This is a genomic window from Roseobacter sp. FCG-D35 (genome assembly GCF_033436665.1).
Classification (GTDB): domain Bacteria; phylum Pseudomonadota; class Alphaproteobacteria; order Rhodobacterales; family Rhodobacteraceae; genus JAWQFO01.
Genome location: NZ_JAWQFO010000001.1, coordinates 47,585 through 68,045, shown reverse-complemented (window position 1 = coordinate 68,045; position 20,461 = coordinate 47,585). Strand labels below are relative to the sequence as shown.

Here is a 20,461-nt window from a genome sequence, read left to right as displayed (position 1 = left end):
ACGACCTCAAGCCTCGCCGCGCAGGCGCTCACGATGCCGTGCGAGCCAGTAGGCGGCCATGACCAGCGGCGCGTTCGCCGCCTGGGCGGTGTCGCACAGCTCGAGCAGGGCGTCGAACGCGATGACATGCGACCGGATATCCTCGTGTTCCGCGTCGAGACCGCCGTGACCGCCGGCACCGTCCGGAAGGTCGGCGATGCCGACGTAAAGATAGTAGAACTCCGTCGAGGTCCCCGGCGTCGGGTAGACCTCCGCAACGCGATGCAGCGCGCCGAGTTCGAGCCCGGCTTCTTCGCGCGCCTCGCGGCGCACGGCGTGTTCGGGCGTTTCGACATCGTCGATGCGCCCCGCGATGGGTTCGAACTGCCAGCATTGGCGGTCGTCCCGGGCAAGCGGACCCATGCGCAGTTGCTCGACCAGCAGTACCCGGTCGCGGACCGGGTCGTAGGGCAGCACAAGCGCGGCATCGGCCGCAATGAAGACGGCGCGCCCGAGGCGCTCGGTCATGGTTCCGTCAAAGCGTTCGTGGCGCAATTGCATGTCGTCGAGCGCGAAAAAGTCGGCATATTCGCGTGTCCGGTCCTCGATCTCGACATGGCCCTCGAAACGCCCGCCCCGGCGCGGCGCCCGTTCGGCGCGCAAGCGCGACGCGGCGCGCGCGCGGATCATCGGAAACATCCTGTTGACCTGTTCCGGCGACTTGCGGCCGATGTAGCCCATCACCTCGCGCGCCGCGAGGCAAGTCATCTCGGCCCTCGTCTTCTCGAAGATCTCCAATGACCAGCGATCGGCCAGTTCGAGATTGCGGCGCTCGCTCACGAAGAAGAGCGCGGTCGTGCCCTCGAGCGCCAGTTCGGTCAGCGCACAGCCGAACGCGCTATCGTAATAGACGATGCGCGACAGGTCCGCATCGGTCAGCCCCTCGACAAGCAGGCCGGTCTCGGTGGCGCCGTCTTCGGGGACGAGCACGGGGTAGTCTTCGCCCGCGATGCGGCGTGCGGCGTAGCCCGGCAAGGAAATGTCGCTGAGGTCAAGATGGGACAGGTCACCGACCACCACCTCGAGCAGCGGTTTGTGCCGGATGGTTCCATAGAATACGACGTTGGTCACGGCGCGCCCCGCCCCGCGTCTTGCGCCGGATCAGCGCCAGTTGCGCCAGGCCAGCTCGGTAAACAGTCCCGAAACGATACCGCCGCCGATCAACAGCATCAAGACGGCCGGGTCGACGAGGACGAGGCCGTACTTGGCCATCAGCTCGAAGACCGCGATCAACGCGTCGAAGGGGTTCTTGTACCAGTTGTCCATCGCCTTGCTGAACATCTCGTAGCAGGCGTAGACGAACAGCCCCCACACGACGAGCGTCATCGTGCCGCCGAGCCCGTTGTTGATCGCCGCCGTCACCCCCCGGCCCGCGCGTTTTCCCATCACGATCCAGCCGGCGCAAACGCCAAGCGCGAGATTGATCCAGACGAAGTAGCCGAAATAGGTGCTTTCGGGCATCAGCGGTATGATCAGGAAGGACACGAGAAACCCCAGCGCGCCGACGCAGGCGGCAGCGATCAGGCGAGCGGAATCGGGCATAAGTCACCTCCGGATGGTCGGCTCGAAGCGGATTGTTTCCGCAATTGCCACGATATTCCGGCGAATTTGTGACCTTTCCCGGCACGAATTGCGACACGATCCACGCTTGCCCTGCCCCGGCTCGCGGCGCCCATCCCAAGTCCGCTGAGAGTTCCTTAAGCATTTGTCCGTAGTGCGAAGAAAATCCCAGCACAGGAAGATGACAGATGACCGTCCGATCACTCGCCGTTTCCCGCGCCATGGGAATTCTCGCTCTCATGGGGCTTGCCGCAGTCACCGTCTATGCCGGCTCTCAGATCACGCGGCTGATCGCGGAACGCCGCGCCCTGCAGAACGATGCCCTGCTGACGGCGATCTCGATGGATATCGGCCGCATGACCCATGAGGTGCAGAAGGAACGCGGCGCCAGCGCCGGGTTCCTTTCGAGCGGGGGTGCGAATTTCGCCGAAGTCCTGCCGGAACAGCGAAAGCAAAGCGACGCCACGATCGTCGATCTGCGCGCGGCCATCGACACCTTGCGGCAAACCTCGCAGACCGGCGCCGAGATGGAGACGGCGATGGACGGGCTTCTGTCGAAACTCGACGGCCTGGCGGACTTGCGGGGCCGCGTCGATTCGCTCGGTCTCGAGGTCGCGGAGGCGGTCGGTGCGCTGACGACGCTCAACCGCGCGGCAATCGGGCTTCTACCGGAAATCGGGCGTCACATGTCCAATTCCGACGCCGCGCGCGCCGTCCAGCGGCATTCGGTTTTCATGACGGCGAAGGACATCATCGGCCTCGAACGCGCGACCGGTGCAGCCGGTTTCGCACGGGCGCAAGACAACGGCGGCGTATTTCCGCCCGAACTCAAGCAGCGGTTCGCGGGCCTGATCGGCCAGCAGGCGACGCTTCTTTCGATTTACCGGAGCATCGCGTCTCCGGACGTCATCGGGATGATCGACACCATGGAGGCGTCGCCCGAGGCGTCCCGGGTCAAGGAGTTGCGCGCCGTTGTCGCATCGGACGATCAAGGCGGTATCCTGGCCGTGAGCCCGGAGGACTGGTTTGCCACGATCACGCGGCTGATCGAGATGATCAAGGACATCGAAGATTCCGGCGCCGGGGAAATCGCCTCCCACATGGACGAAGCGCTCGCTGCCGCTGCCGTCGACATCCGGACGGGCATCCTGCAATGGGTGGTTGTGGCGGCCATTTTCGGACTGACCGCCGGATACCTCGTCCGGATCACTGTCGCGTCCATGCGGGCCACGGCCGACCGCGTCGCAAGCCTCGCGGATGGAGATATCGAAACTGAGATCCTGCAGGCACCACAGGCTGACCTGTCGAAGATCACCGCCGCGCTGGAAAACTTCCGGACCGCGGAGCTGGAGCGGAAACGCACGGCCGAGCAACAGGCCGAGCTTGAACAGGCGTCAGCAGAGGGAATCCGGCGGGTCTGCGCCGCGGTCTCGGACGGCGACTTCGGCGCACGATTGCAACTCCGCAACCTGAAAGGGCCGGCGCTTGTCCTGGGTGAAGGTGTCAACCAGATCCTCGAAACGGCCGAGACGGTCGTCGACACCCAACGCAAGCGTGACGCCGCGCTGCTCGAAACGCAAAGGGACGAAGCCGAAGCCCAGGACCGCGGCGTGCGCGCGCTGCAGAAGGCCGTGCGGGCCTGCTCCTCGGGCGATTTTTCCCAGCGGATGCCGGTCGACAATCTCGACGGCCTGTGGCGCGACGTTGCGGAAGGCATAAACAGCATCGCATCCATGACCGAAGACGCGCTGGCCGATATTCGCCGCATCATGGCGGCCCTGGCCGAGGGTCGTCTGGATGAGCGTATGCGCGCGACCCACAAGGGCACATTCGCCGAGATCAGCCGGGCCACCAACACGTCGCTTGATCGTCTGAAGGCCGCGTTTCTCGGCATTGCCGAGGGCGTCGGGATGGTCGGGTCGGCCACGCGGGACCTGCGGACAGGGGCAATCCAGCTGACGGATCGCTCGGGCGAGCAGGCCCGCACCGCTGCCGAAAGCGCCACCGCAACCGACAGCCTTTCGACGACGATCGCGGGCAACCGCGACAACCTCGGTCGCTGCAAGGAACTGATGTTGGCGCTCGAGGCCAAGACCGTCGACGGTCAGGAAGTCGCGCGGAATGCCACAACCACCATGTCGCGCATCGAAGGCGCGGCAACCGAGATGGAAAAGATCGTCGCCACGATTGATGCCATCGCCTTTCAGACCAACCTCCTGGCGGTCAATGCGTCGGTCGAGGCGGCGCGCGCGGGCGAAGCCGGCAAGGGGTTCGCGGTTGTCGCGTCGGAGGTGCGGGGTCTCGCCATCCGCTGCGCCGAGGCCTCGAACCAGATCGGCGCGCTGATCACTGAGAGTGTCAAGAGCATCAACCAGGGCGTCGATCACGTGCAGCACACCGGGGATGCCATTCTCGAGATCCGCGAGACGCTGGAAGGCGTACGCGAGGTGATCGAACAGGTGCTCGCCGTCGGCACGCGGCAAAGTGACGGCGTCGACCGGATCTGCGCGGCGATCGGGCAACTCGACAGTATGGCGAAGTCGAACGTTTCACTCGCGCGCGACAACATGGACCACACCGAAAAGCTGTCACAATTGGAGCAACGCCTGTCCTGTGCAGTCGCCGAGTTCCTCGACCACACGGACCCTGTGAAGGAGCCGCAAGCGGCTTGACGTTCACCGACGCACCGCGCCCGGTCCGCACAATGAGGCCGCGCGCTCCGAGACCTTTTGTCCGAGGCAACCGGGCATCCCGACCCGGACAATAAATCACACAGTCAGGCCGGCTTGCGCAGGGTGATCTGCGTGACGTCGCAGTTCGCACTTTCAAAGGTCGCCGCGCAGGAGGTCAGATACATGTTCCACATGCGCCGGAAGCGGTCGTCAAACCCCAACGCGCTGACCTGGTCCCACTTTTCGTTGAAGCTGTCATGCCATCGCCGCAGCGTGACCGAGTAGCTCTGGCCGAATTCCACCGACCGCTCGACCGCAAGCCCGGCTTTCTGGACCTGTTCGCGCAACACGACCGGGCTGGGCAGCATGCCGCCGGGAAAGATGTGCTTCTGGATGAAATCGACCCCGCGCCGGTAGATCTCCCATCGGTCGTGTTTGACCGTGATGATCTGCAAGGTCGCCGAACGGCCGGGCTTCAGCCGGTCGCCGACGGCCCGGAAGTAGACCGGCCAGTAGCGTTCACCGACGGCCTCGAACATCTCGATCGAGGCGATGCCGTCGTAAAGGCCGCGCTCGTCGCGGTAGTCCTGAAGCTTGAGTGTCACGAGATCGGAAAGTCCCGCCTTCGCAATGCGTTGCTGTGCGTACTTCAACTGCTCTTGGCTGATCGTCAGGCCGGTGACACGCAGGCCGCGCTCACGCGCCGCGTATTCGGCGAACCCGCCCCAGCCGCAGCCGATCTCGAGGATATGATCGCCCGGCCGCGCCCCGATCTGGTCCACCATTGAGGCGTATTTTGCATGCTGTGCGGCCTCGAGGCTTTCCTGTCCGGTCTCGAACAGCGCCGAGGAATAGGTCATCGTATCGTCGAGCCAGAGGCGGTAGAAGTCGTTGCCGAGATCGTAATGGTGGCTGATGTTGCGCCGCGCCTGCGATTTCGAGTTGCCGCGCAGCCAGAACCGCAGGCGTTCATAGAGCCGCGCCAGCGCCATGCCACCGAACCCGTCGTAGAGATCGTCGTTGTCGGCATGCAGAAGGTCCATGAAGGCCTGCAGGTCGGGTGTCGACCACCAGGCGTCAAGATAGGCGTCCGCGAACCCCAGATAGCCTTCGCGCACCAGCCGCGCGAAGAGTTCGTCGTTGTGGATTTCGAGCACCGCAACCGGGCCAGGACCGCGCCCCTCGGCCCGGAACACACGCCCATCCGGCAGGACGAAATCGACCCGGCCGTGGTTCATCTCCTGCGCCGCCGCGAAGACGCGGGTAAAATAGCGCGGCAACGCGTGCGCGCCTTCGGTACTGGTCAGGATCATTCGTCACCCATCTTTTACGCGGCGCTCCGCGCGCCTCCCCGTTTGCAATGCTAGATATACGTGGCCAATCGGGCAACGGTTTCAAAAATCACGATTTTCGTAGGCCTCGAGCGCTTTTTCCCGCCCGGCGTCGAGCGCTACAACCGGTGCGGGATATTCGTCTTTGGGCGACAGGTTCCAGCTTTCAGGAACGGCCTCGAAATAGCTCAGCGCGGTCTCGGTCGGCTGCGATTGCCCTTCGGCGATCCAGCGCCGCAGGTAGTCGCTGTCGGGGTCGAACTTCTCGCGCTGGGTGTCGGGGTTGAAAACGCGAAAGTAGGGTGCCGCGTCCGGTCCGCTGCCGGCGACCCATTGCCAGCCTAGCGCATTGCTCGCCGGGTCCCAGTCGATCAGGCAATCCTCGAACCATTCCAGCCCGATCCGCCAGTGCATCATAAGGTGCTTGCACAGGTAGCTCGCCACGATCATCCGGGTGCGGTTGTGCATCCGCCCGGTCACATAAAGCTCACGCATCGCGGCGTCGACAAAGCGGATGCCGGTGCGCCCCTGTTCCCACGCCGTCACCTCCTTCAGCCGCCGGTCCTCGCGCCAGGGAAAGCTTTTCCACTCCTTGCGCCAGTTCTCTTCGACGATGTGGGGCGTGTGATAGAGAAGATGATAGGCGAACTCGCGCCAGACCAGCTCCTTGAGCCATGTCTCGGCACCGGCCTTGCCGTCCTCGCGCGCGCGCATTCCGGCGTGCCAGCACTGGTGCGGGCTGATCTCGCCCAGCGACAGGTTCTCCGACAGGCCCGAGGTGCCGTCGACCGCAGGACAGTTCCGCATTTCCTTGTAGTCGGCGATGGAATGACCGGTGAAGGCAGCGAGCCGCGATTGCGCCGCCTCTTCCCCAAGCTGCACGTAGGGCCGCACGATTTCGGCCCCCCGCTTCATGCCCGCGCCCAGCGTCCAGTCGTCGAGGTCGTCACTGGAAGGCCACTGGCCGGGCGCCTTAATGTCTTTCGGCGCGCTGAGCGGCGTATCGACATCGCGCGATTTCACCGCGTTCCAGAACGGCGTGTAGACCTTGTAATAGTCGCCCTGCTTGGTCTCGACGGTCCAGGGTTCGAACATCAGATGCCCCGGAAACGACTCCGCCTCGATTCCGTCGTCCTTGAGGGCCGACTTCACCTTGGCGTCGCGATCGATTGCGTCGGTATCGTAGAGGCGCGACCAGTAAACCGCCCCGGCGCCGGTTTCCTCGATGAGGTCGCGCAGGACATCGAGCGCCTTGCCGCTGCGCAGGATCAGACGGCTGTTTTTCTCCGCCAGACGCTCGGCGAAATGCTCCAGCCCGAGGCCGAGCCGCCATTGCGGCGCCGTGCCGAGCCCGTCGACCTGCGCGTCGCGGATGAAAACCGGGATGACCGGGCCGCCGCGCTTGCAAGCGGCGTCAAGCGCCGGGTGGTTGGTCAGCCGCAGGTCGCGGCGGAACCAGACGAGTGTCGCTGAAGTGCTCAAAACGGGCCTTTCCTTGCCTGATGTCAGACAGGTAGCCCGGTTTCGCACGGTTCAAACACGCATGAAGCGAATGGCGTCAGAGGACGTCGTCGAGTGCGTTCAGCAGCTGGTCGACCTCGGCGCGGCTGGTGTAGTGCGTGAAACTCAGCCGCAGCACGCCCTTGCCGGGATCGACACCCACCGCGCCCAGCGCACGGCCCGCGTAGAAGTCTCCGCCGCCTGCCATCACGCCATGCCCCGCAAGTTCTGCCGCCACCGCCTCGCCCGGGCGATCCAGTGCCAGCGCCACGGTGGGCGCACGTCGTTCCGCCTGCGCCGGTCCGATCAACCGAACCGAATTGCGCGCGGACACCGCGTCGAGAAGCGGTTGCAACAGCTCGACCTCGCGGGCACGCATCAGGTCGTGCACGGCGCGCCCGGTTTCCGAGGGGGTCTCCCCGGTGCCGCCGTGATGCCCGTGCAGCGCCTCGACGTAATCCGCCATGCCGGCGCAGGCGGCAACCTGCGCGTGATCGGGACCTGCCGGGGTGAACCGCTTGTACAGCACGTCGCCGTTGAAGACATGCGCCTGGTTCGGCAAGGCCGCGCCCAGCGCGCGCCGGATCACCATAAGCCCCTGGTGCGGTCCATAGGTCTTGTAGGCGGAAAAGAGGTAGATGTCCGCGCCCAGCGCGCCGACGTCGGGAAAGCCGTGCGGGGCATAGGACACGCCATCGACGCAGACGAAAGCTCCGGCGGCATGGGCGCGCGCGGTGATCTCGGCCACGGGATTGATTTCGCCCACCACGTTCGAGCAATGGGGAAAGCAGACAAGGCGGACCTTGTCGTCGAGCAGGTCGTTGAGTTTCGCCGGATCGAGGTGGCCTGTCTCGGGGTCGATGGTCCATTCGCGGATGTCGATGCCGCGCTCGGCCAGCCGCCGCCACGGGCCGGAATTGGCCTCGTGATCCTGGTTCGTCACCACGATGGCCTCGCCCGGTTGCATCATCTGCGCGAAGGCCTGCGCCAGCACATAGGTGTTCTGCGTCGTCGAGGGACTAAAGCTCAACTCGTCGGACTCGACGCCGAGGATCGCGGCCATGCGGCGGCGCGCCTCGTCCATCTCCTCTCCGGCGAGACGGCTGGCGGTGTAAGGTGCGTAGGGCTGCACCTTGCGCTCGGTGTAGAAGCGCGTCAGCCGGTCGACGACCTGCCGGCAGGTGTAGGAGCCGCCGGCGTTCTCGAAGAAGGCCTGGCCCTCGAGGGCTGGAACGGAAAAGGCGGGGAACTGGGCGCGGACGAAGTCGGTATCTAGAGTCATGGCGCGACCCTCGTGCGGTGCACGCGCAAGGTCAAGCCCGGAACGCGCGCCCTGCCCCGGCGCGACTCAGCCGTTCAAATCGACGACGACGCGGCCCTTCACCTGTCCCTTCAGGATGTCGCGGCCAAGCTGCGGCAGGTCCTCCAGCGTGGCGGGGTGAACCATCGAGTCCAGCTTGTCCATTGGCAGCACCTCGGCGATGCGCTTCCAGGCGCGGACGCGGTTGTCGTAGGGCTGCATGACCGAGTCGATGCCCAGCAGGTTCACGCCGCGCAGCAGGAACGGGATCACCGTCGCGGGGAGATCCGCGCCGCCGGCAAGCCCCACCGCGGCGACGCTGCTACCGTATTTCATCTGCCCCAGAACGCGGGCCAGCATCGGGCCTCCCACGGCATCGACGCAACCGGCCCAGGTTTCGCTTTCCAGCGGCCGCTTGACGGTCTCGGCGATCTCTTCGCGCGGAACGATCCGGCTGGCGCCGAGGCCTTTGAGGTAGTCTTCGGTCTCGGGCCGCCCGGTCACCCCGGCGACCTCGTGGCCGAGGGCCGCAAGGATCGCGACGGCGACCGATCCCACGCCGCCCGCGGCCCCGGTGACCAGCACCGGTCCGTGGCCCGTCGTCAGCCCGTGATCCTCGAGCGCCATCACCGCCAGCATCGCGGTGAAGCCCGCCGTGCCCACCGCCATCGCCTGCCGGGTGTCGAGTCCGTCGGGCAGCGGGACCAGCCAGTCTGCCTTGACGCGGGCCTTCTGCGCGTAGCCGCCCCAATGGGCCTCCCCCACGCGCCAGCCGGTCAGAACCACCTTGTCGCCAGGCTTGTAGCGGTCGTCCGCAGAGGTCTCGACCGTCCCGGCGAAATCGATGCCCGGCACGTGCGGATACTTGCGCACCAACCCGCCGCCCGGTCCGATGCAGAGCCCGTCCTTGTAGTTCACGGTGGAGTATTCCACCGCCACCGTGACTTCGGCTTCGGGCAACTGATCTTCCGAAAGCTCCTGTACGGCTGCGGAAGTCTTGCCATCCGCCTCGTTCTTCTCGACCACGAGTGCCTTGAACATCTTGTTTCTCCTGTATCCTTGTGGCGGGATTTGCCGCGCAACTATGATTTCCAATGGGCTTGCCGCCAGGGTCCGACGGGCGGTTTTCAGGCCCAGAACCCGGGCTGCACGACCGCCGACCGCATCCCGTCCGCTGTCTCGACTTCGATCCGGGTCCCCGGATCCCAATGCGTCATGCGCACCATGCCGATCGCGACGTTGGTCCCATGATCCGGGCTCCAGGCCGCCGAGGTCACCTGCCCCACGCGCTGCCCGCCCGCGACAATCGACCAGGGACGGTCGCAGCCCGGCACCCTGTCGCCTTCGATTGCTATGGCGCGGACCTGCTTGACCGGGCCTTCCTTGGCCACGCGCAGCAAGGCGTCGCGTCCGATGCAGCCGATGGCGGTCTGGGTGTCGCAAAACCGGCCCAGCCCGCATTCGTGCGGCGTGTTGTCGTCGGTCATGTCGTTGCCATAAGACAGCAACCCGGACTCGATCCGCTCGATCAGGTTCGGGCAGCCGGCCCGCACGCCGAGATCCTCGCCCGCTGCCATCAGTGCGTCCCAGAGCGGCATCGCGATGTCGGAGCCCTCGACGTAGATCTCGAAACCGCCCTGCTTGGAATAGCCCGAACGGGCCACGACGAGGTCACGGCCCTCGAAGGGAAAGAGGCCGAAGCGGAAGAATTTCACGCTGCGCACGGCCTCGCCGAACACCCGTGCCACGAGGTCCTCGGCCTTCGGGCCCTGCACGGCCAAAGGGCTGACATTGGGTTCGTCGACCAGCACGTCGAGCCGGTAGCCGTTTGCGATGCCCTTGATCCAGAGCATCAGGTCGCTGTCGGCGATAGACACCCACCAGCGATCCTCGGCCAGCTTGACCAGCACCGGGTCATTCAGCATCCCGCCGGTCTCGTCGACGATGGGCATGTAGGCACAGCGCCCCGGCAGCATACCGCGCAGGTCGCGCGGCGTCAGCATCTGCGCCAGCCTCGCCGAGTCAGGTCCACGCAACTCGACCTGTCGCTCGCAGGCGACGTCCCAGACCTGAACGTGCCGTTTCAGGTGGTGATAGTCCGCCTCAACGCTCTCGAAAACCGTCGGCAACAGCATGCGGTTGTAGACCGTATAGGCCTTGACGCCCGCTGCCTCGACCCCGTCCGAGAACGGGGTTCGGCGCACCCGGCGCGAGGGAGACAGCAGCGCCATGTCACACCTCCTGCGGCATCATGAAGAGATCGCTGACCGGCGCGGTCGCGCCCGCCGCCGTCAGCATCGCGTGGATCTGACCGCGATGGTGGGTCTGATGATTGAACATATGCGTGACGCACCGCCACATCGGCACGGTCGCCTCGCGCCCGAGCGCGCCGGAAAAGAAGGTCAAATCGCCTTTGATATCAGCGTCTTGCAGACCTTTCGCCCAACTCTTGATGCGCCCGTCCATCTCGTCCCGCGCCGCAGCCCAGGCATCGACACTCTCGCAAAGTCCGGGACTCTCCTTGATCCCGCCCTCGGGGCGCGTCACTGACCTGTCAAAGCGCGACATCCACATCCTGTCCCCCCAGAGCAGATGGTTCGCCGTCCCGAGCAGCGAGCCGAAGAAAGCGCCCCGATCCACGTAGAGGTCGGCGGCGTGCATGGTCTTGAACGCCTGCGTGATCTGCCCGTTCTGCCAGGCATTGTAGCGGGCCATCGTGACGACGTACCCGGGCGCGATCATGCGTTCGGGCCTCTCCAGTCGATCGGACAGACCTCGGCCGACTTGCCGCCAAAATCCCAGACCCGACCGTAATCGCGCACGCGGCTCTTGAGGCCTTTGGCCACGAGAATGTCCGGCCCCATCCAGTATTTCGAGTTGCTCACCACGACGGGATGCTCCGGGTCCTTGCCGGTGATCAGCTCGATCTCGCCCTGAATGCGGCGTCCGATCTGGATCGAGCGCTTGCGCCCGTCCCGCACGATCTCGACCGGCGCCCGCTCGGCCCCGATGATCTCGCTCACGAGCATGGTGAAAAGCCCCGTGGTTCCGCCCGCGGCCCCGCTGAAGATCTGCAGGATCCCGTTGTAGGCCTTGCCGCTGGCGCGTTCGTCGACATAGGCCGCGACCTTCCAGTTGCCCTCGCCCATCCGGCCGGGAATATCGACCAGAAGCCCGATGTTGAGGCCGGAGAGGTCTTCGCCCTCGTAATGCCCCTCGTCGATGGCGACCGCCATCCAGGCGTGGCAATGCCCCTCGGTCGGCGGATGCGCCCCGAGACTGACGACGCAGGGGCAAAACACTTCGCACGAGCAGTTCAGGAACAACTCGCCCTTGATCGCCCATTCCGTCGGCGTCGCCTGCCGACGCTTCGGGTTCGGCATCCGGCTGTCGATGCGCTGGCTGATCGGCAGCCTGTCCGCCTTTTGTTTTCGATTGACCGCCATCTCTATCCTCCCGTTGCCGTGGTCCAGCCGATCAGCACGATGCCCGAGAGCGTCAGTACGACACCCATCGGGCGTGTCACGTGGTGACCGACCTGCGGCAGTTTTTCGATGATCATGAAAAGTGTCGCAAGGCCCATCCAGGCGAGGTTCATGACACCGCCGACGAAACCCAGAACCATGAAGCCCCAGCAGCAACCGACGCAAAAAGCCCCGAGCCCTGCACCCATGCGCAGACCGCCCGCCGCCCCGGCCTTCCATCGCGTGACAAAATACATCGCGGGCGAGTGGCAGACGCCGTGGCAGATCTCCTTGGTTCGGCTGAACTGGAACAGGCCCACAGCGATCAGCAGCAGGCCGGCCAGCAGAGGCGACCGGGCGATGCCCAGCATGTCGACGAACCCTGCGTGAAGCAGCGCCAGTTGCGCCACGGCGATGAGCCCGGCGAACCCCACCCAGACCGCGAAATACCCCACAACCACCCCTGCCCAACCCGCCCGGGTCGCGCCGGCACTCGTCATCAGGTCCTCGTAGGCACGCAGGGTCGGCACCAAAGTCGGCAGCATCATCGCCGCCATCATGATCGCCCACATGGTCCAGAGCGGCCCGAATTCGGCCATGGGCATCGCCATGTCCATGTTGGGGTCCATGTTCCGCATCGCCTCGGCTATCGGGCCGGGTCGCCCGAGCAGGTCGAGCCCCATGCCGATGCTCTGGGTGTACATCACCACCCACGACGCGAGGATCGCCGCGAAGAACGCCAGCCAGAGCGTCGATCGTGCGACCTGCATCATCCGCGCCGTTGCCTCCCGTTGCGACTCGCTGCTTGCCATTCAAATGCCAGACAATTAAATGTAAGACAAATGATTTCCGCAAAGCGCCCATGACCGCCACGCCTGCCAGACCGGAGGACCTGTCCGCCCGGATCGCGGCCGCGTTGCGCGACGCCATCGTCCAGGGGCGGCTGATCGTCGACCAGCGCCTGCCATCCGAGGCCGAGCTTTCCGAACAGTTCGGCGTCTCGCGGCCCACAGTGCGCGAGGCTCTGAAGCGGCTTGCCGCGCAATCGCTGATCCGCACCCAGCGCGGCGCCAGCGGCGGCGCCTTCGTCAACCGGCTGTCGTTCCAAGAGGCGCAGGCACAGCAGATCACCACCTCGACACTGCTTCTGTCGATGAACGCGATCAGCTTCGAGACCGCCTGCGAGGCGCGGTTCGCGCTGGAAAGGGCCTGCGCGCCGCTCTCGGCCCAGCGGCGGCAGGCACCCCATCTCGAGGCGATGCAAACCGAGATCGCGCGGCAATCGGATCCCGCGCTTTCGGACGAGGCGTTCTGCGCCTCGGACGTGGCCTTTCACCGCGCGCTGGTCGACGGCGCGGGCAATCCCGTGCTTTCCTACCAGCTTGCCGGGGCGGTCGAAGCGATGCAGCCGCTGATGAACATGATCACCTTCACCGCCCGCTCGCGCGAACGCATCGTCGCCCTGCACCGCGATATCGCCGACGCGGTGGCGTCCAAGGACGGGCCGGGCGCGGGAGACGGGCTGCTGGCGCTCGAGGCGGAAACCCTGCGTCTTGGCCGCGACGTTTTCGCGGAGCGTGAAAGAAACAAGCGGTGACAACGGCTTGCAGCCCGAAACCGATGTAATTTCGACGAGACCGGCGGCCACAAGCCTTGCCCGTAAATGTCCAAGAACTGGTAACCGGTCTTGCGTGCTGGTGATTGCAAATCGCCCCACGCTCGCCTATATTTGTCTCGTCCTTCGGGACTATGGACATAAACGCGCTCGTAATAAGCGGATCGGACCCGGGGGCGGTACCCGGCGGCTCCACCACCATCCTTCGTTTGGGGATCATGGGGCCGAAACAGGATCGACGAACGTCTAAAGGGGATTGCCTTGTCCCGGTGAGGTACCACCGTTATCGGTCCGAAAAGCATAGTTGCAAACGACAATCGTGCTCCGGTGGCAATGGCTGCGTAAGCAGTCGGATCTACCGAAATCTAAGCCCTCTCGCCTAGCAGCGTGAGGCGGGGTTCGCAGGCACCTGGCAACAGAAGCCTGCACTTTCACTCCCTGACATCACGGATATGGAAACGACGGCGCTGTCGCACCACTGTGATCCTGGATCACGCGCGCATACAGCTGACCGGTGCTACCCGGCCCCCCGCGCTGCCGATTTTCTAGCGCCGCTTGCGGTGGTGTATCTGCACCAGGCAGTGGGCGCGGTTCGGATGCCGGGCGGGGACGTCCCGTGCGAAGCTGTCGATTTCGCCGGCGTGGCGAATTGTGCCGGTGGCCTGGTCGAGCCGTCGGGCACCGTATCCCGCCGAGATGCACTCGGAATAGCGATGGCTTTTTGTGGTTTCGAATATCGGTCGTCGATGCTCGGGCTGGCGGCCGGGTTTCGCGGGCGTGTGCATCGGGACCACCGTGCCGATCGTGTGGCCGTTGTTGGTCAGGGTCCGCGACCCGCCCGGCCGCAGCGGTGGACGCACCGAGGTACCGGGTCCGCCGGTGACGACCTGCGTGCCGGGCACGGTGGTCAGCGAAACGGTCGCCGGACCCTTGACGGGTCGGATCGGGACGGTCGGCTGAGGGCGCAGGATCGGGATGGCCCCCGGGATCGCCCCTGGCGTCGCCGTCGGCACCTGATTGGGAACCCGGTTCGGAACTCTCTGCGGAACCAGCGGCGGGACAAGTACAGGGATCGCGCTCGGCTGCGCGGTCGGAACGCGCCCGGGCACACGCTGCGGCGCAAGCGGCGGGACCAGCACGGGCTGTCGCTGAGGCAGCGGTTTCGGGACGGCGGTGACCTTGTGCGGCGGCACATTGATCGTCGGCGGCACGATCTGCGGGGTGCGTTGCGGCAGCGGCGTCGGAACGGCGACATTCTGTGTCGGCGGGACCTGATGGTATCCGCCGCCGGTATTGGATTTCTTTGGTGGCACGCGCTGCGGTATCGGTTGCGGCACGCGTTGGGGCACCCTCTGCGGCACCTGCTGCGGCTGCAGGGTCGGTGCGAGAACCGGCGTCTGCATCGCGGGCTGGGTCGGACCGAGCGTGGTCGTGGTGCCGGTGGACGGCGTCACCGTGCTGGGTTGTGTCGTGGTGCTGCCCCCCGTGCCGGTGCCGGTGGCGGCGTGGTCGCAGTTCGCGGTCCGGTGCGGGTTTCCGACCCCGATGCACCAGCCATAATGGTTGCCCGCCGCCTCGCCCTGCGACGCCGCCATCAACACCAAGACAGCCAATGCGTACCGCCCATGTCCTACCATGACTTTGTCACTCCTATGTAGGCGGTGGTGTCGCCGCTCTCGGTCACCGGTCCGTCCTTGCCGGCCACGCCGACCCACATGTCGACGTCGTAATTTTCCACGAAAGCAAGTTGCACGCCAAGCCCTCCGGAATAGAGCGAGTCCTCGCCCACCTCGATGCTGCTGGGCTCTTCGTTGAAGACATAGGCCGCGTCGAAGAACAGGTACGGCGACCAGCCTTCGAGCGCGCGCCACCCGCCGCCGCCGAGCGAGCGGCCGACACTGACCGTTGCACCGACCGCCTGGTCTCCGCCGATCTCGCCGGCGAAGTATCCGCGCAGAGACCCGCGGCCGCCGAAGTAAAGCTGCTCGACCGACGGCAGCCGGTTCGGGCTGTATTGCGCCCACATGTCGGTATCGAGCCAGTAACCGCTGGCCTGCCCGCCGAGCGGCGCCTCGAGCCCGGCGCCAAAGCGCAGGTACCAGAAATCGTCGTCACCGTCGTCGAAGGGCGTGGGAGAGTCCTCGGCGCGCCGACCGGTGGCAAGGGTCGCCGCGAACTCGGTCGAGCTGCCGTTGTCATGCGCATCGCCACGGATCCAGGACGCCGCAAGAACCTCGGCGGCGCTGACGAACGTGTCGCCGCCGCCCTCGCTTTCGATTTCGGAATGAAACGCCTCGAACAGGATGTACGAATAATGTCCGATGGTGCGCCGGATGGGAAATCCGAAGGCGATGCCATAGTCGAGCCCGGTCAGGTCCGTGGCAACCAGCGGGCCGTCCTCGGACCGGCCGCTGCGCAGGTTGCCGCCAAGCGCCTCGAAGTAGGCCCCGGCATCGCCGACCGGGATGCGGTAAGTGAGCTCGCCGTAGAAATCGGTGTCGCCTTCCTTGTAGTAACTCGTCGCACCGAGTTCGACGCGCAGCATGTCCCCTGCCGCGCCCACACCGTAAAACTCCTGAACCAGGTAGGCACCGAGTGCGGATTCCTGTTCGCCCGGCGGGGTGTCCAGGGTAAAGCTGCCGTGCTGGCGGTCCTGGGCGACCTCGAGGATGACCGTCGCCCCGCCTGGCCCGTCCGGCATCTCGATGGCCGACGTCACGTAGGTGCCGCTCAGGTCGTCCGACAGCATGAGCGCACGTTCGAAATCGCCGATGTGCGGGGGCACGTCGTCCGTCACGTGGCTGAAATAGCCCGCGATGCGCCGGCCGGTCCGCGCGTCCGCCCCCGCGATCTCGACGTGGTCGATACTGCCCTCGTCGACGACAAGTGACAATCCGTGCCCGTTGTTGGCAGGCACGACCCAGGCACGTGCCATGAAGTACCCGTCTTCGTGGTAGATCAGCTCGACCGCCTCGGCCAGGCGATCCGCGGTGACGACGCCGTCGGTTTCCGCGACATGGGCGTAGGCGAATTCCAGAAGGTGTCCCGGATCATATGAGCGGACGCCATGGATCGGAAACTCCGTCGCCGATGCGTTCTGCGCCAGCCCCGGCAATGCCGTTAACGCAGCGAACGCCAGCGTCGCGCCAAATATCACGGCGCGCGTGCAGCCATGGGTGCGTGAGACGGGCCGGAAAGTCTTCTCGGTCACGGGTGCAACTCCGCTGTAGATCGGTCCTTCGCGCAGGCTCGCAAAGCAACCCTTTACGAGACGTTAACCTATGGTTGAGCCGATTTGGGCACTGGCGTGCAAATCGCGGGCAATCGTCACAGATCTGTTGCCAGAAACACGCAAAAGGAGAGCTCACCGGGACAGATGTCAGAGGTGCGGGGCTCGCAATGAGGCTGCAACATAGACTGCATCGGCCGGACGGCGGTCTGATACCCACTTTTGGAAAAAGGGGTGCGGCCTCCACGACGGCCGGGCGCGATAGCGATGTAGGTCCATCGGACGGTCTGCCGTTCCGCCTCACGGGCAAGGCGCGCGCCCCGCGTGCTTGACATCGCCCTGTCCGGCGGCGACCTTTATTGCATGGGGTCCATCGGCTGCGAACACCCCGTGAGGCGCCAGCCCAAGTTCGCATGTATCCGCTCTGACAAGGGATTCATGCTCATGGCTGCACCGAATGAAATCGTGCCCGCACAGCTCTTGCGGCTTATCGGCCTGCCCGATGCGCCGGTCATCGTCGACTTATGCACGGACGAGGACTTTGCCGCGGGCCCCTATCTCATACCCGGATCTGTCCGGCATCCGTTCCGCGATGTCGAAGGCCTCAAGACCCGCCTCGCCGGCAGAGCCTGCATTCTGGCCTGCCAGAAGGGACTCAAACTGTCGCAGGGGCTGGCGGCCTGGTTGCGCGCGGACGGCATCGACGCGCAATACCTGCAGGGCGGCATGCATGGCTGGCGCGCGCTCGATGCGGCGCCTCGGGTGCCGTTCGGCGCGATCCCCGAACCTGTCGGCGGGGCAACGCTCTGGGTGACACGCCATCGGCCGAAGATCGACCGGATCGCCTGCCCCTGGCTGATCCGGCGCTTTGTCGACCGGGACGCACGATTTCTGTTCGTCGCACCTTCGGAGGTGGAAGGCGTGGCCGCGCGCTTCGGCGCGACCCCTTTCGACATCGAAGGCGCCTTCTGGTCCCACCAGGGCGACAAGTGCAGTTTCGACACGATGCTGGGCGCCTTCGGCCTCGCCACGCCGGCCTTGCAGCGACTGGCAAAGGTCATCCGCGCGGCGGACACCAATCGTCACGATCTTGCCCCGGAAGCCGCCGGGCTGCTGGCCATTTCGGTCGGTTTGTCGCGGCAGTACCGCGACGACAGCCGCCAGCTTGACGCAGGCCTGGCGCTTTACGACGCGCTCTACCGCTGGGCGCGCGATGGGCAGGGCGAAGGCCACGACTGGCCGGCGGAACGCAAGGCATGACCGCGCCCTCCTTTCGCGACCTCTTCCGGGTCTTCGGACGCATCGGTGTGCTGTCCTTTGGGGGGCCGGCGGCGCAGATCGCCCTGATGCATCGCGAACTGGTCGAAGAGCGAAGCTGGCTAAGCGAGGCAGTGTTCCTTCGTGCGCTGTCGCTGTGCATGCTGCTGCCGGGCCCAGAAGCGATGCAACTGGCCACCTACGCCGGCTGGCGCCTGCGCGGGATCGGCGGGGGGCTCGTGGCCGGTCTGCTCTTCGTGCTGCCGGGTGCCGCCGTGATCCTCGTGCTGGCGCTGTTCTATGCGGTCTGGGGTCGCGTGCCGCTGGTCCAGGCCGCCTTTCTCGGGATCAAGAGCGCGGTCATCGTCATCGTGCTTCAGGCGCTGCTGAAACTCGCCCGCCGCGCCCTCGGTTCGCGTGTCGCATGGGCATTGGCAGGGGCGGCTTTTCTTGCCCTCTTTGTCTTCGGACTGCCGTTCCCGCTCATCGTGCTTGTCGCCGGACTGCTGGGTGCTGTAGTGGCGCGACCGGGTACCCTGCCCGAACCGCCTTCGGGCGCACGGTTGTCGCGCAGCCTGCCGGTCTTGCTGTTCTGGGGCGGGCTCTGGCTGGCCCCGCTGCCGCTGCTCTGGGTCACGAACAGCGCCTTTCTGCTGCAACTCGGGCTGTTCTTTTCCAAACTCGCGGTGGTCACTTTCGGCGGCGCCTACGCGGTGCTGGCCTACATGACCCAGACCGTGGTCACGGATCACGGATGGATCAGCACCGCACAGATGATCGACGCTCTGGGCCTTGCCGAAACCACCCCGGGCCCGCTGATCCTGGTCACCGAATTCGTGGCCCTGCTGGCAGGCTATCTCGAGGGCGGCTTCGGACTGGCGCTTGTCGCCGGGGCGCTGGCGCTCTGGGTGACCTTCGTTCCCTGTTTCCTCTGGATCTTTCTCGCCGGCCCCTACCTCGACGCCATCGCGGGGCGTCCGCGTCTCTCGGGCGCGCTCGACGCGATCACCGCCGCGGTGGTCGGCGTGATCCTGAACCTCGCGCTTTGGTTCGGCATGCATGTGCTCTTTGCCGAAACACGCGCCGTCGCGGGTTTGCCGCTTACCCTTCCCGTCGTCGCCACGCTCGACATCCGGGCCGCGGCGCTGACGGTTCTGGCCGCCGGTCTGATGCTCGGCCTGCGGCGCAGCATTGGCGAAACGCTTCTTGTCATGGCAGTTGCCGGCATATTGACCAGCCTGATCTGATCGCCTCGGCGGCCTGCGCACCCCCCTTCCTTCCAGTCGGGAATCGGCTATGCTCGAAGCCACGGAAGCCTTTGATCTCAGGGACGCCGATGGACCGCAGCATCGACTATGGAAATCTCATGCATGAGGCCATGCGCGGTCTCATCCGGAAGGTCCTTCTCGATGTCGCGCAAAACGGTCTGCCGGGGGCGCATCACTTCTTCATCACCTTCGACACCAGCCATCCCGATGCCGAGCTCGCCGACTGGTTGTCGGACCGCTATCCGGATGAAATGACCGTCGTGATGCAGCACTGGTACGACAATCTCGAGGTCGGCGATGACGGGTTTTCCATCACGCTCAACTTCGGCGACCTGCCCGAGCCGCTTTATATTCCATACGATGCGATCAAGACCTTCGTCGATCCATCCGTGGAGTTCGGGCTGCGGTTCGAAACCCATTCGAGCGACGAGGACGACGACGCCGCGACGCCGCGTCCGTCTGCAAAGGTTCCCAAGCCCGCCGCACGGCCCGCATCCAAGGCCAAGGACGACCGTGAGGCAGCTGGCGAAGCCGGCAAGGACGCCGAGATCGTGTCGCTCGACAGTTTCCGCAAGTAGCTGCGATCACCCGTCGCGTTCGAGGAAGGTCGAGACGGTGCGCTGGATCTCACCGTCGAGGATCGTCTGGAAATCGAGGTTGAGCCCGCCTTCTGCCACACTGCGGTCGAACTGCTGCAACTCGTACCCGCCGTCGGCATCGACGTAGAGCGAGTAGACCGTCAACGTGTCGTCCACGATGCGCGCCCAGACGTAAGGCTCCCCCCGCATCGGGTCGAGCTGGACCTCGTGGCCAAAAACGTTGCGCTTCATCGCGGCGGCATAAACCCCGGCTCGGTCACTGGGCACGAAGTTGATCGAATATTTCGCCTCCTTGATGCGCCCATCCTCGCGATAGGTGGTCGAGGTCCAGTTCACCTGGAAACCGTCGCGGGTTTCGGCGATCTGGACGCTCATGTCGCGGTCGATCTTGCGCCCGTCGGCGGAACTGACCTGGGCTGAGCCGGAATAGGATCCCACGAAGGGTTCGATCTGCGCCGCGGCCGCCATTGTCAGAAGCAGCGTCAGGCCCGCGGCGATGATCGGGGCCAGGATTGGGCGGAACGGGACTCTGACGGACATCGGTCTACTCCTTGCGACCAGAAACACGGACGCGGCGTGATTTTCCACCATCATACAACGAGATGGCCTTTCATGCACATCCAACCT

General features: G+C 65.4%; 18 protein-coding genes and 1 other RNA gene. 6 read left to right on the top strand and 13 right to left on the bottom strand.

The features are described from left to right. Positions 1–6 precede the first annotated feature (6 nt). Both R5H30_RS00320 and R5H30_RS00315 read right to left on the bottom strand, forming a co-directional pair. Complete coding sequence (locus tag R5H30_RS00320; RefSeq protein WP_318325989.1) at positions 7–1,110, bottom strand: NUDIX domain-containing protein; 1,104 nt, start codon at positions 1,108–1,110, stop codon at positions 7–9. Positions 1,111–1,140: 30 nt separating this feature from the next. Further along, positions 1,141–1,581, bottom strand: coding sequence for a TrgA family protein (locus R5H30_RS00315; protein WP_318325988.1), 441 nt, complete (start codon positions 1,579–1,581; stop codon positions 1,141–1,143). Positions 1,582–1,787: 206 nt separating this feature from the next. Here R5H30_RS00315 and R5H30_RS00310 point away from each other — a divergent pair, with 206 nt between their 5' ends. After that, complete coding sequence (locus R5H30_RS00310) at positions 1,788–4,271, top strand: methyl-accepting chemotaxis protein (RefSeq protein ID WP_318325987.1); 2,484 nt, start codon at positions 1,788–1,790, stop codon at positions 4,269–4,271. A gap of 104 nt (positions 4,272–4,375) precedes the next feature. Here R5H30_RS00310 and R5H30_RS00305 read toward each other — a convergent pair whose 3' ends face one another. From R5H30_RS00305 to R5H30_RS00270, 8 genes are all read right to left on the bottom strand, one after another. After that, on the bottom strand, positions 4,376–5,584 hold the full coding sequence (locus tag R5H30_RS00305) for a class I SAM-dependent methyltransferase (RefSeq protein ID WP_318325986.1): 1,209 nt from the start codon (positions 5,582–5,584) through the stop codon (positions 4,376–4,378). Between the two features lie 81 nt (positions 5,585–5,665). Further along, a complete protein-coding gene (locus R5H30_RS00300) occupies positions 5,666–7,084 on the bottom strand; it encodes a cryptochrome/photolyase family protein (RefSeq protein WP_318325985.1) in 1,419 nt (472 codons plus the stop codon). Positions 7,085–7,160: 76 nt separating this feature from the next. Continuing rightward, positions 7,161–8,384 (bottom strand): aminotransferase class V-fold PLP-dependent enzyme, encoded by a 1,224-nt coding sequence (locus R5H30_RS00295; RefSeq protein ID WP_318325984.1) that lies wholly within the window; start codon positions 8,382–8,384, stop codon positions 7,161–7,163. Between the two features lie 66 nt (positions 8,385–8,450). Continuing rightward, the gene (acuI, locus tag R5H30_RS00290; protein ID WP_318325983.1) at positions 8,451–9,443 is read right to left on the bottom strand and encodes an acryloyl-CoA reductase; all 993 of its coding nucleotides are present in this window, start codon (positions 9,441–9,443) and stop codon (positions 8,451–8,453) included. 86 nt (positions 9,444–9,529) lie between these two features. Beyond that, the gene (locus R5H30_RS00285; protein ID WP_318325982.1) at positions 9,530–10,633 is read right to left on the bottom strand and encodes a dimethylsulfoniopropionate demethylase; all 1,104 of its coding nucleotides are present in this window, start codon (positions 10,631–10,633) and stop codon (positions 9,530–9,532) included. 1 nt (position 10,634) lies between these two features. After that, positions 10,635–11,144 carry a DinB family protein gene (locus R5H30_RS00280; protein WP_318325981.1) on the bottom strand — a complete coding sequence of 170 codons (510 nt, stop codon included), beginning with the start codon at positions 11,142–11,144 and terminating at the stop codon, positions 10,635–10,637. After that, positions 11,141–11,848 (bottom strand): DUF1326 domain-containing protein, encoded by a 708-nt coding sequence (locus R5H30_RS00275; RefSeq protein ID WP_318325980.1) that lies wholly within the window; start codon positions 11,846–11,848, stop codon positions 11,141–11,143. Before R5H30_RS00275 ends, R5H30_RS00280 begins: the two co-directional genes overlap by 4 nt. Positions 11,849–11,850: 2 nt before the next feature. After that, on the bottom strand, positions 11,851–12,639 hold the full coding sequence (locus tag R5H30_RS00270; protein WP_318326757.1) for a DUF2182 domain-containing protein: 789 nt from the start codon (positions 12,637–12,639) through the stop codon (positions 11,851–11,853). Between the two features lie 89 nt (positions 12,640–12,728). Here R5H30_RS00270 and R5H30_RS00265 point away from each other — a divergent pair, with 89 nt between their 5' ends. Both R5H30_RS00265 and ssrA read left to right on the top strand, forming a co-directional pair. Beyond that, positions 12,729–13,463, top strand: coding sequence for a FadR/GntR family transcriptional regulator (locus R5H30_RS00265; protein WP_318325979.1), 735 nt, complete (start codon positions 12,729–12,731; stop codon positions 13,461–13,463). Positions 13,464–13,563: 100 nt separating this feature from the next. Next, positions 13,564–13,911, top strand: a transfer-messenger RNA (tmRNA) gene (ssrA, locus tag R5H30_RS00260). 115 nt (positions 13,912–14,026) lie between these two features. Here ssrA and R5H30_RS00255 read toward each other — a convergent pair. Both R5H30_RS00255 and R5H30_RS00250 read right to left on the bottom strand, forming a co-directional pair. Then, positions 14,027–15,094, bottom strand: coding sequence for a hypothetical protein (locus R5H30_RS00255; protein ID WP_318325978.1), 1,068 nt, complete (start codon positions 15,092–15,094; stop codon positions 14,027–14,029). Positions 15,095–15,111: 17 nt separating this feature from the next. Continuing rightward, positions 15,112–16,692 (bottom strand): ShlB/FhaC/HecB family hemolysin secretion/activation protein, encoded by a 1,581-nt coding sequence (locus R5H30_RS00250; RefSeq protein WP_318325977.1) that lies wholly within the window; start codon positions 16,690–16,692, stop codon positions 15,112–15,114. A gap of 462 nt (positions 16,693–17,154) precedes the next feature. On the opposite strand from R5H30_RS00250, the gene R5H30_RS00245 reads away from it, so the two are divergent. The 3 genes from R5H30_RS00245 (at position 17,155) to R5H30_RS00235 (ending at position 19,813) form a co-directional block, all read left to right on the top strand. After that, on the top strand, positions 17,155–17,970 hold the full coding sequence (locus tag R5H30_RS00245; RefSeq protein ID WP_318325976.1) for a chromate resistance protein ChrB domain-containing protein: 816 nt from the start codon (positions 17,155–17,157) through the stop codon (positions 17,968–17,970). After that, a complete protein-coding gene (gene chrA, locus R5H30_RS00240) occupies positions 17,967–19,214 on the top strand; it encodes a chromate efflux transporter (protein ID WP_318325975.1) in 1,248 nt (415 codons plus the stop codon). The genes R5H30_RS00245 and chrA overlap by 4 nt, the downstream gene beginning before the upstream one ends. Positions 19,215–19,303: 89 nt before the next feature. Then, positions 19,304–19,813, top strand: coding sequence for an SspB family protein (locus tag R5H30_RS00235; protein WP_318325974.1), 510 nt, complete (start codon positions 19,304–19,306; stop codon positions 19,811–19,813). Positions 19,814–19,819: 6 nt separating this feature from the next. Here R5H30_RS00235 and R5H30_RS00230 read toward each other — a convergent pair whose 3' ends face one another. After that, on the bottom strand, positions 19,820–20,374 hold the full coding sequence (locus R5H30_RS00230) for a hypothetical protein (protein ID WP_318325973.1): 555 nt from the start codon (positions 20,372–20,374) through the stop codon (positions 19,820–19,822). Positions 20,375–20,461 lie beyond the last annotated feature (87 nt).

Coding starts and splice junctions, on each gene's coding strand:
- R5H30_RS00280 (WP_318325981.1), bottom strand. CDS start 11,144: ATGATCGCGCCCGGGTACGTCGTCACGATGGCCCGCTACAATGCCTGG.
- R5H30_RS00275 (WP_318325980.1), bottom strand. CDS start 11,848: ATGGCGGTCAATCGAAAACAAAAGGCGGACAGGCTGCCGATCAGCCAG.
- R5H30_RS00230 (WP_318325973.1), bottom strand. CDS start 20,374: ATGTCCGTCAGAGTCCCGTTCCGCCCAATCCTGGCCCCGATCATCGCC.
- R5H30_RS00305 (WP_318325986.1), bottom strand. CDS start 5,584: ATGATCCTGACCAGTACCGAAGGCGCGCACGCGTTGCCGCGCTATTTT.
- R5H30_RS00270 (WP_318326757.1), bottom strand. CDS start 12,639: ATGATGCAGGTCGCACGATCGACGCTCTGGCTGGCGTTCTTCGCGGCG.
- chrA (WP_318325975.1), top strand. CDS start 17,967: ATGACCGCGCCCTCCTTTCGCGACCTCTTCCGGGTCTTCGGACGCATC.
- R5H30_RS00235 (WP_318325974.1), top strand. CDS start 19,304: ATGGACCGCAGCATCGACTATGGAAATCTCATGCATGAGGCCATGCGC.
- R5H30_RS00295 (WP_318325984.1), bottom strand. CDS start 8,384: ATGACTCTAGATACCGACTTCGTCCGCGCCCAGTTCCCCGCCTTTTCC.
- R5H30_RS00315 (WP_318325988.1), bottom strand. CDS start 1,581: ATGCCCGATTCCGCTCGCCTGATCGCTGCCGCCTGCGTCGGCGCGCTG.
- R5H30_RS00310 (WP_318325987.1), top strand. CDS start 1,788: ATGACCGTCCGATCACTCGCCGTTTCCCGCGCCATGGGAATTCTCGCT.
- acuI (WP_318325983.1), bottom strand. CDS start 9,443: ATGTTCAAGGCACTCGTGGTCGAGAAGAACGAGGCGGATGGCAAGACT.
- R5H30_RS00245 (WP_318325976.1), top strand. CDS start 17,155: ATGGCTGCACCGAATGAAATCGTGCCCGCACAGCTCTTGCGGCTTATC.
- R5H30_RS00265 (WP_318325979.1), top strand. CDS start 12,729: ATGACCGCCACGCCTGCCAGACCGGAGGACCTGTCCGCCCGGATCGCG.
- R5H30_RS00285 (WP_318325982.1), bottom strand. CDS start 10,633: ATGGCGCTGCTGTCTCCCTCGCGCCGGGTGCGCCGAACCCCGTTCTCG.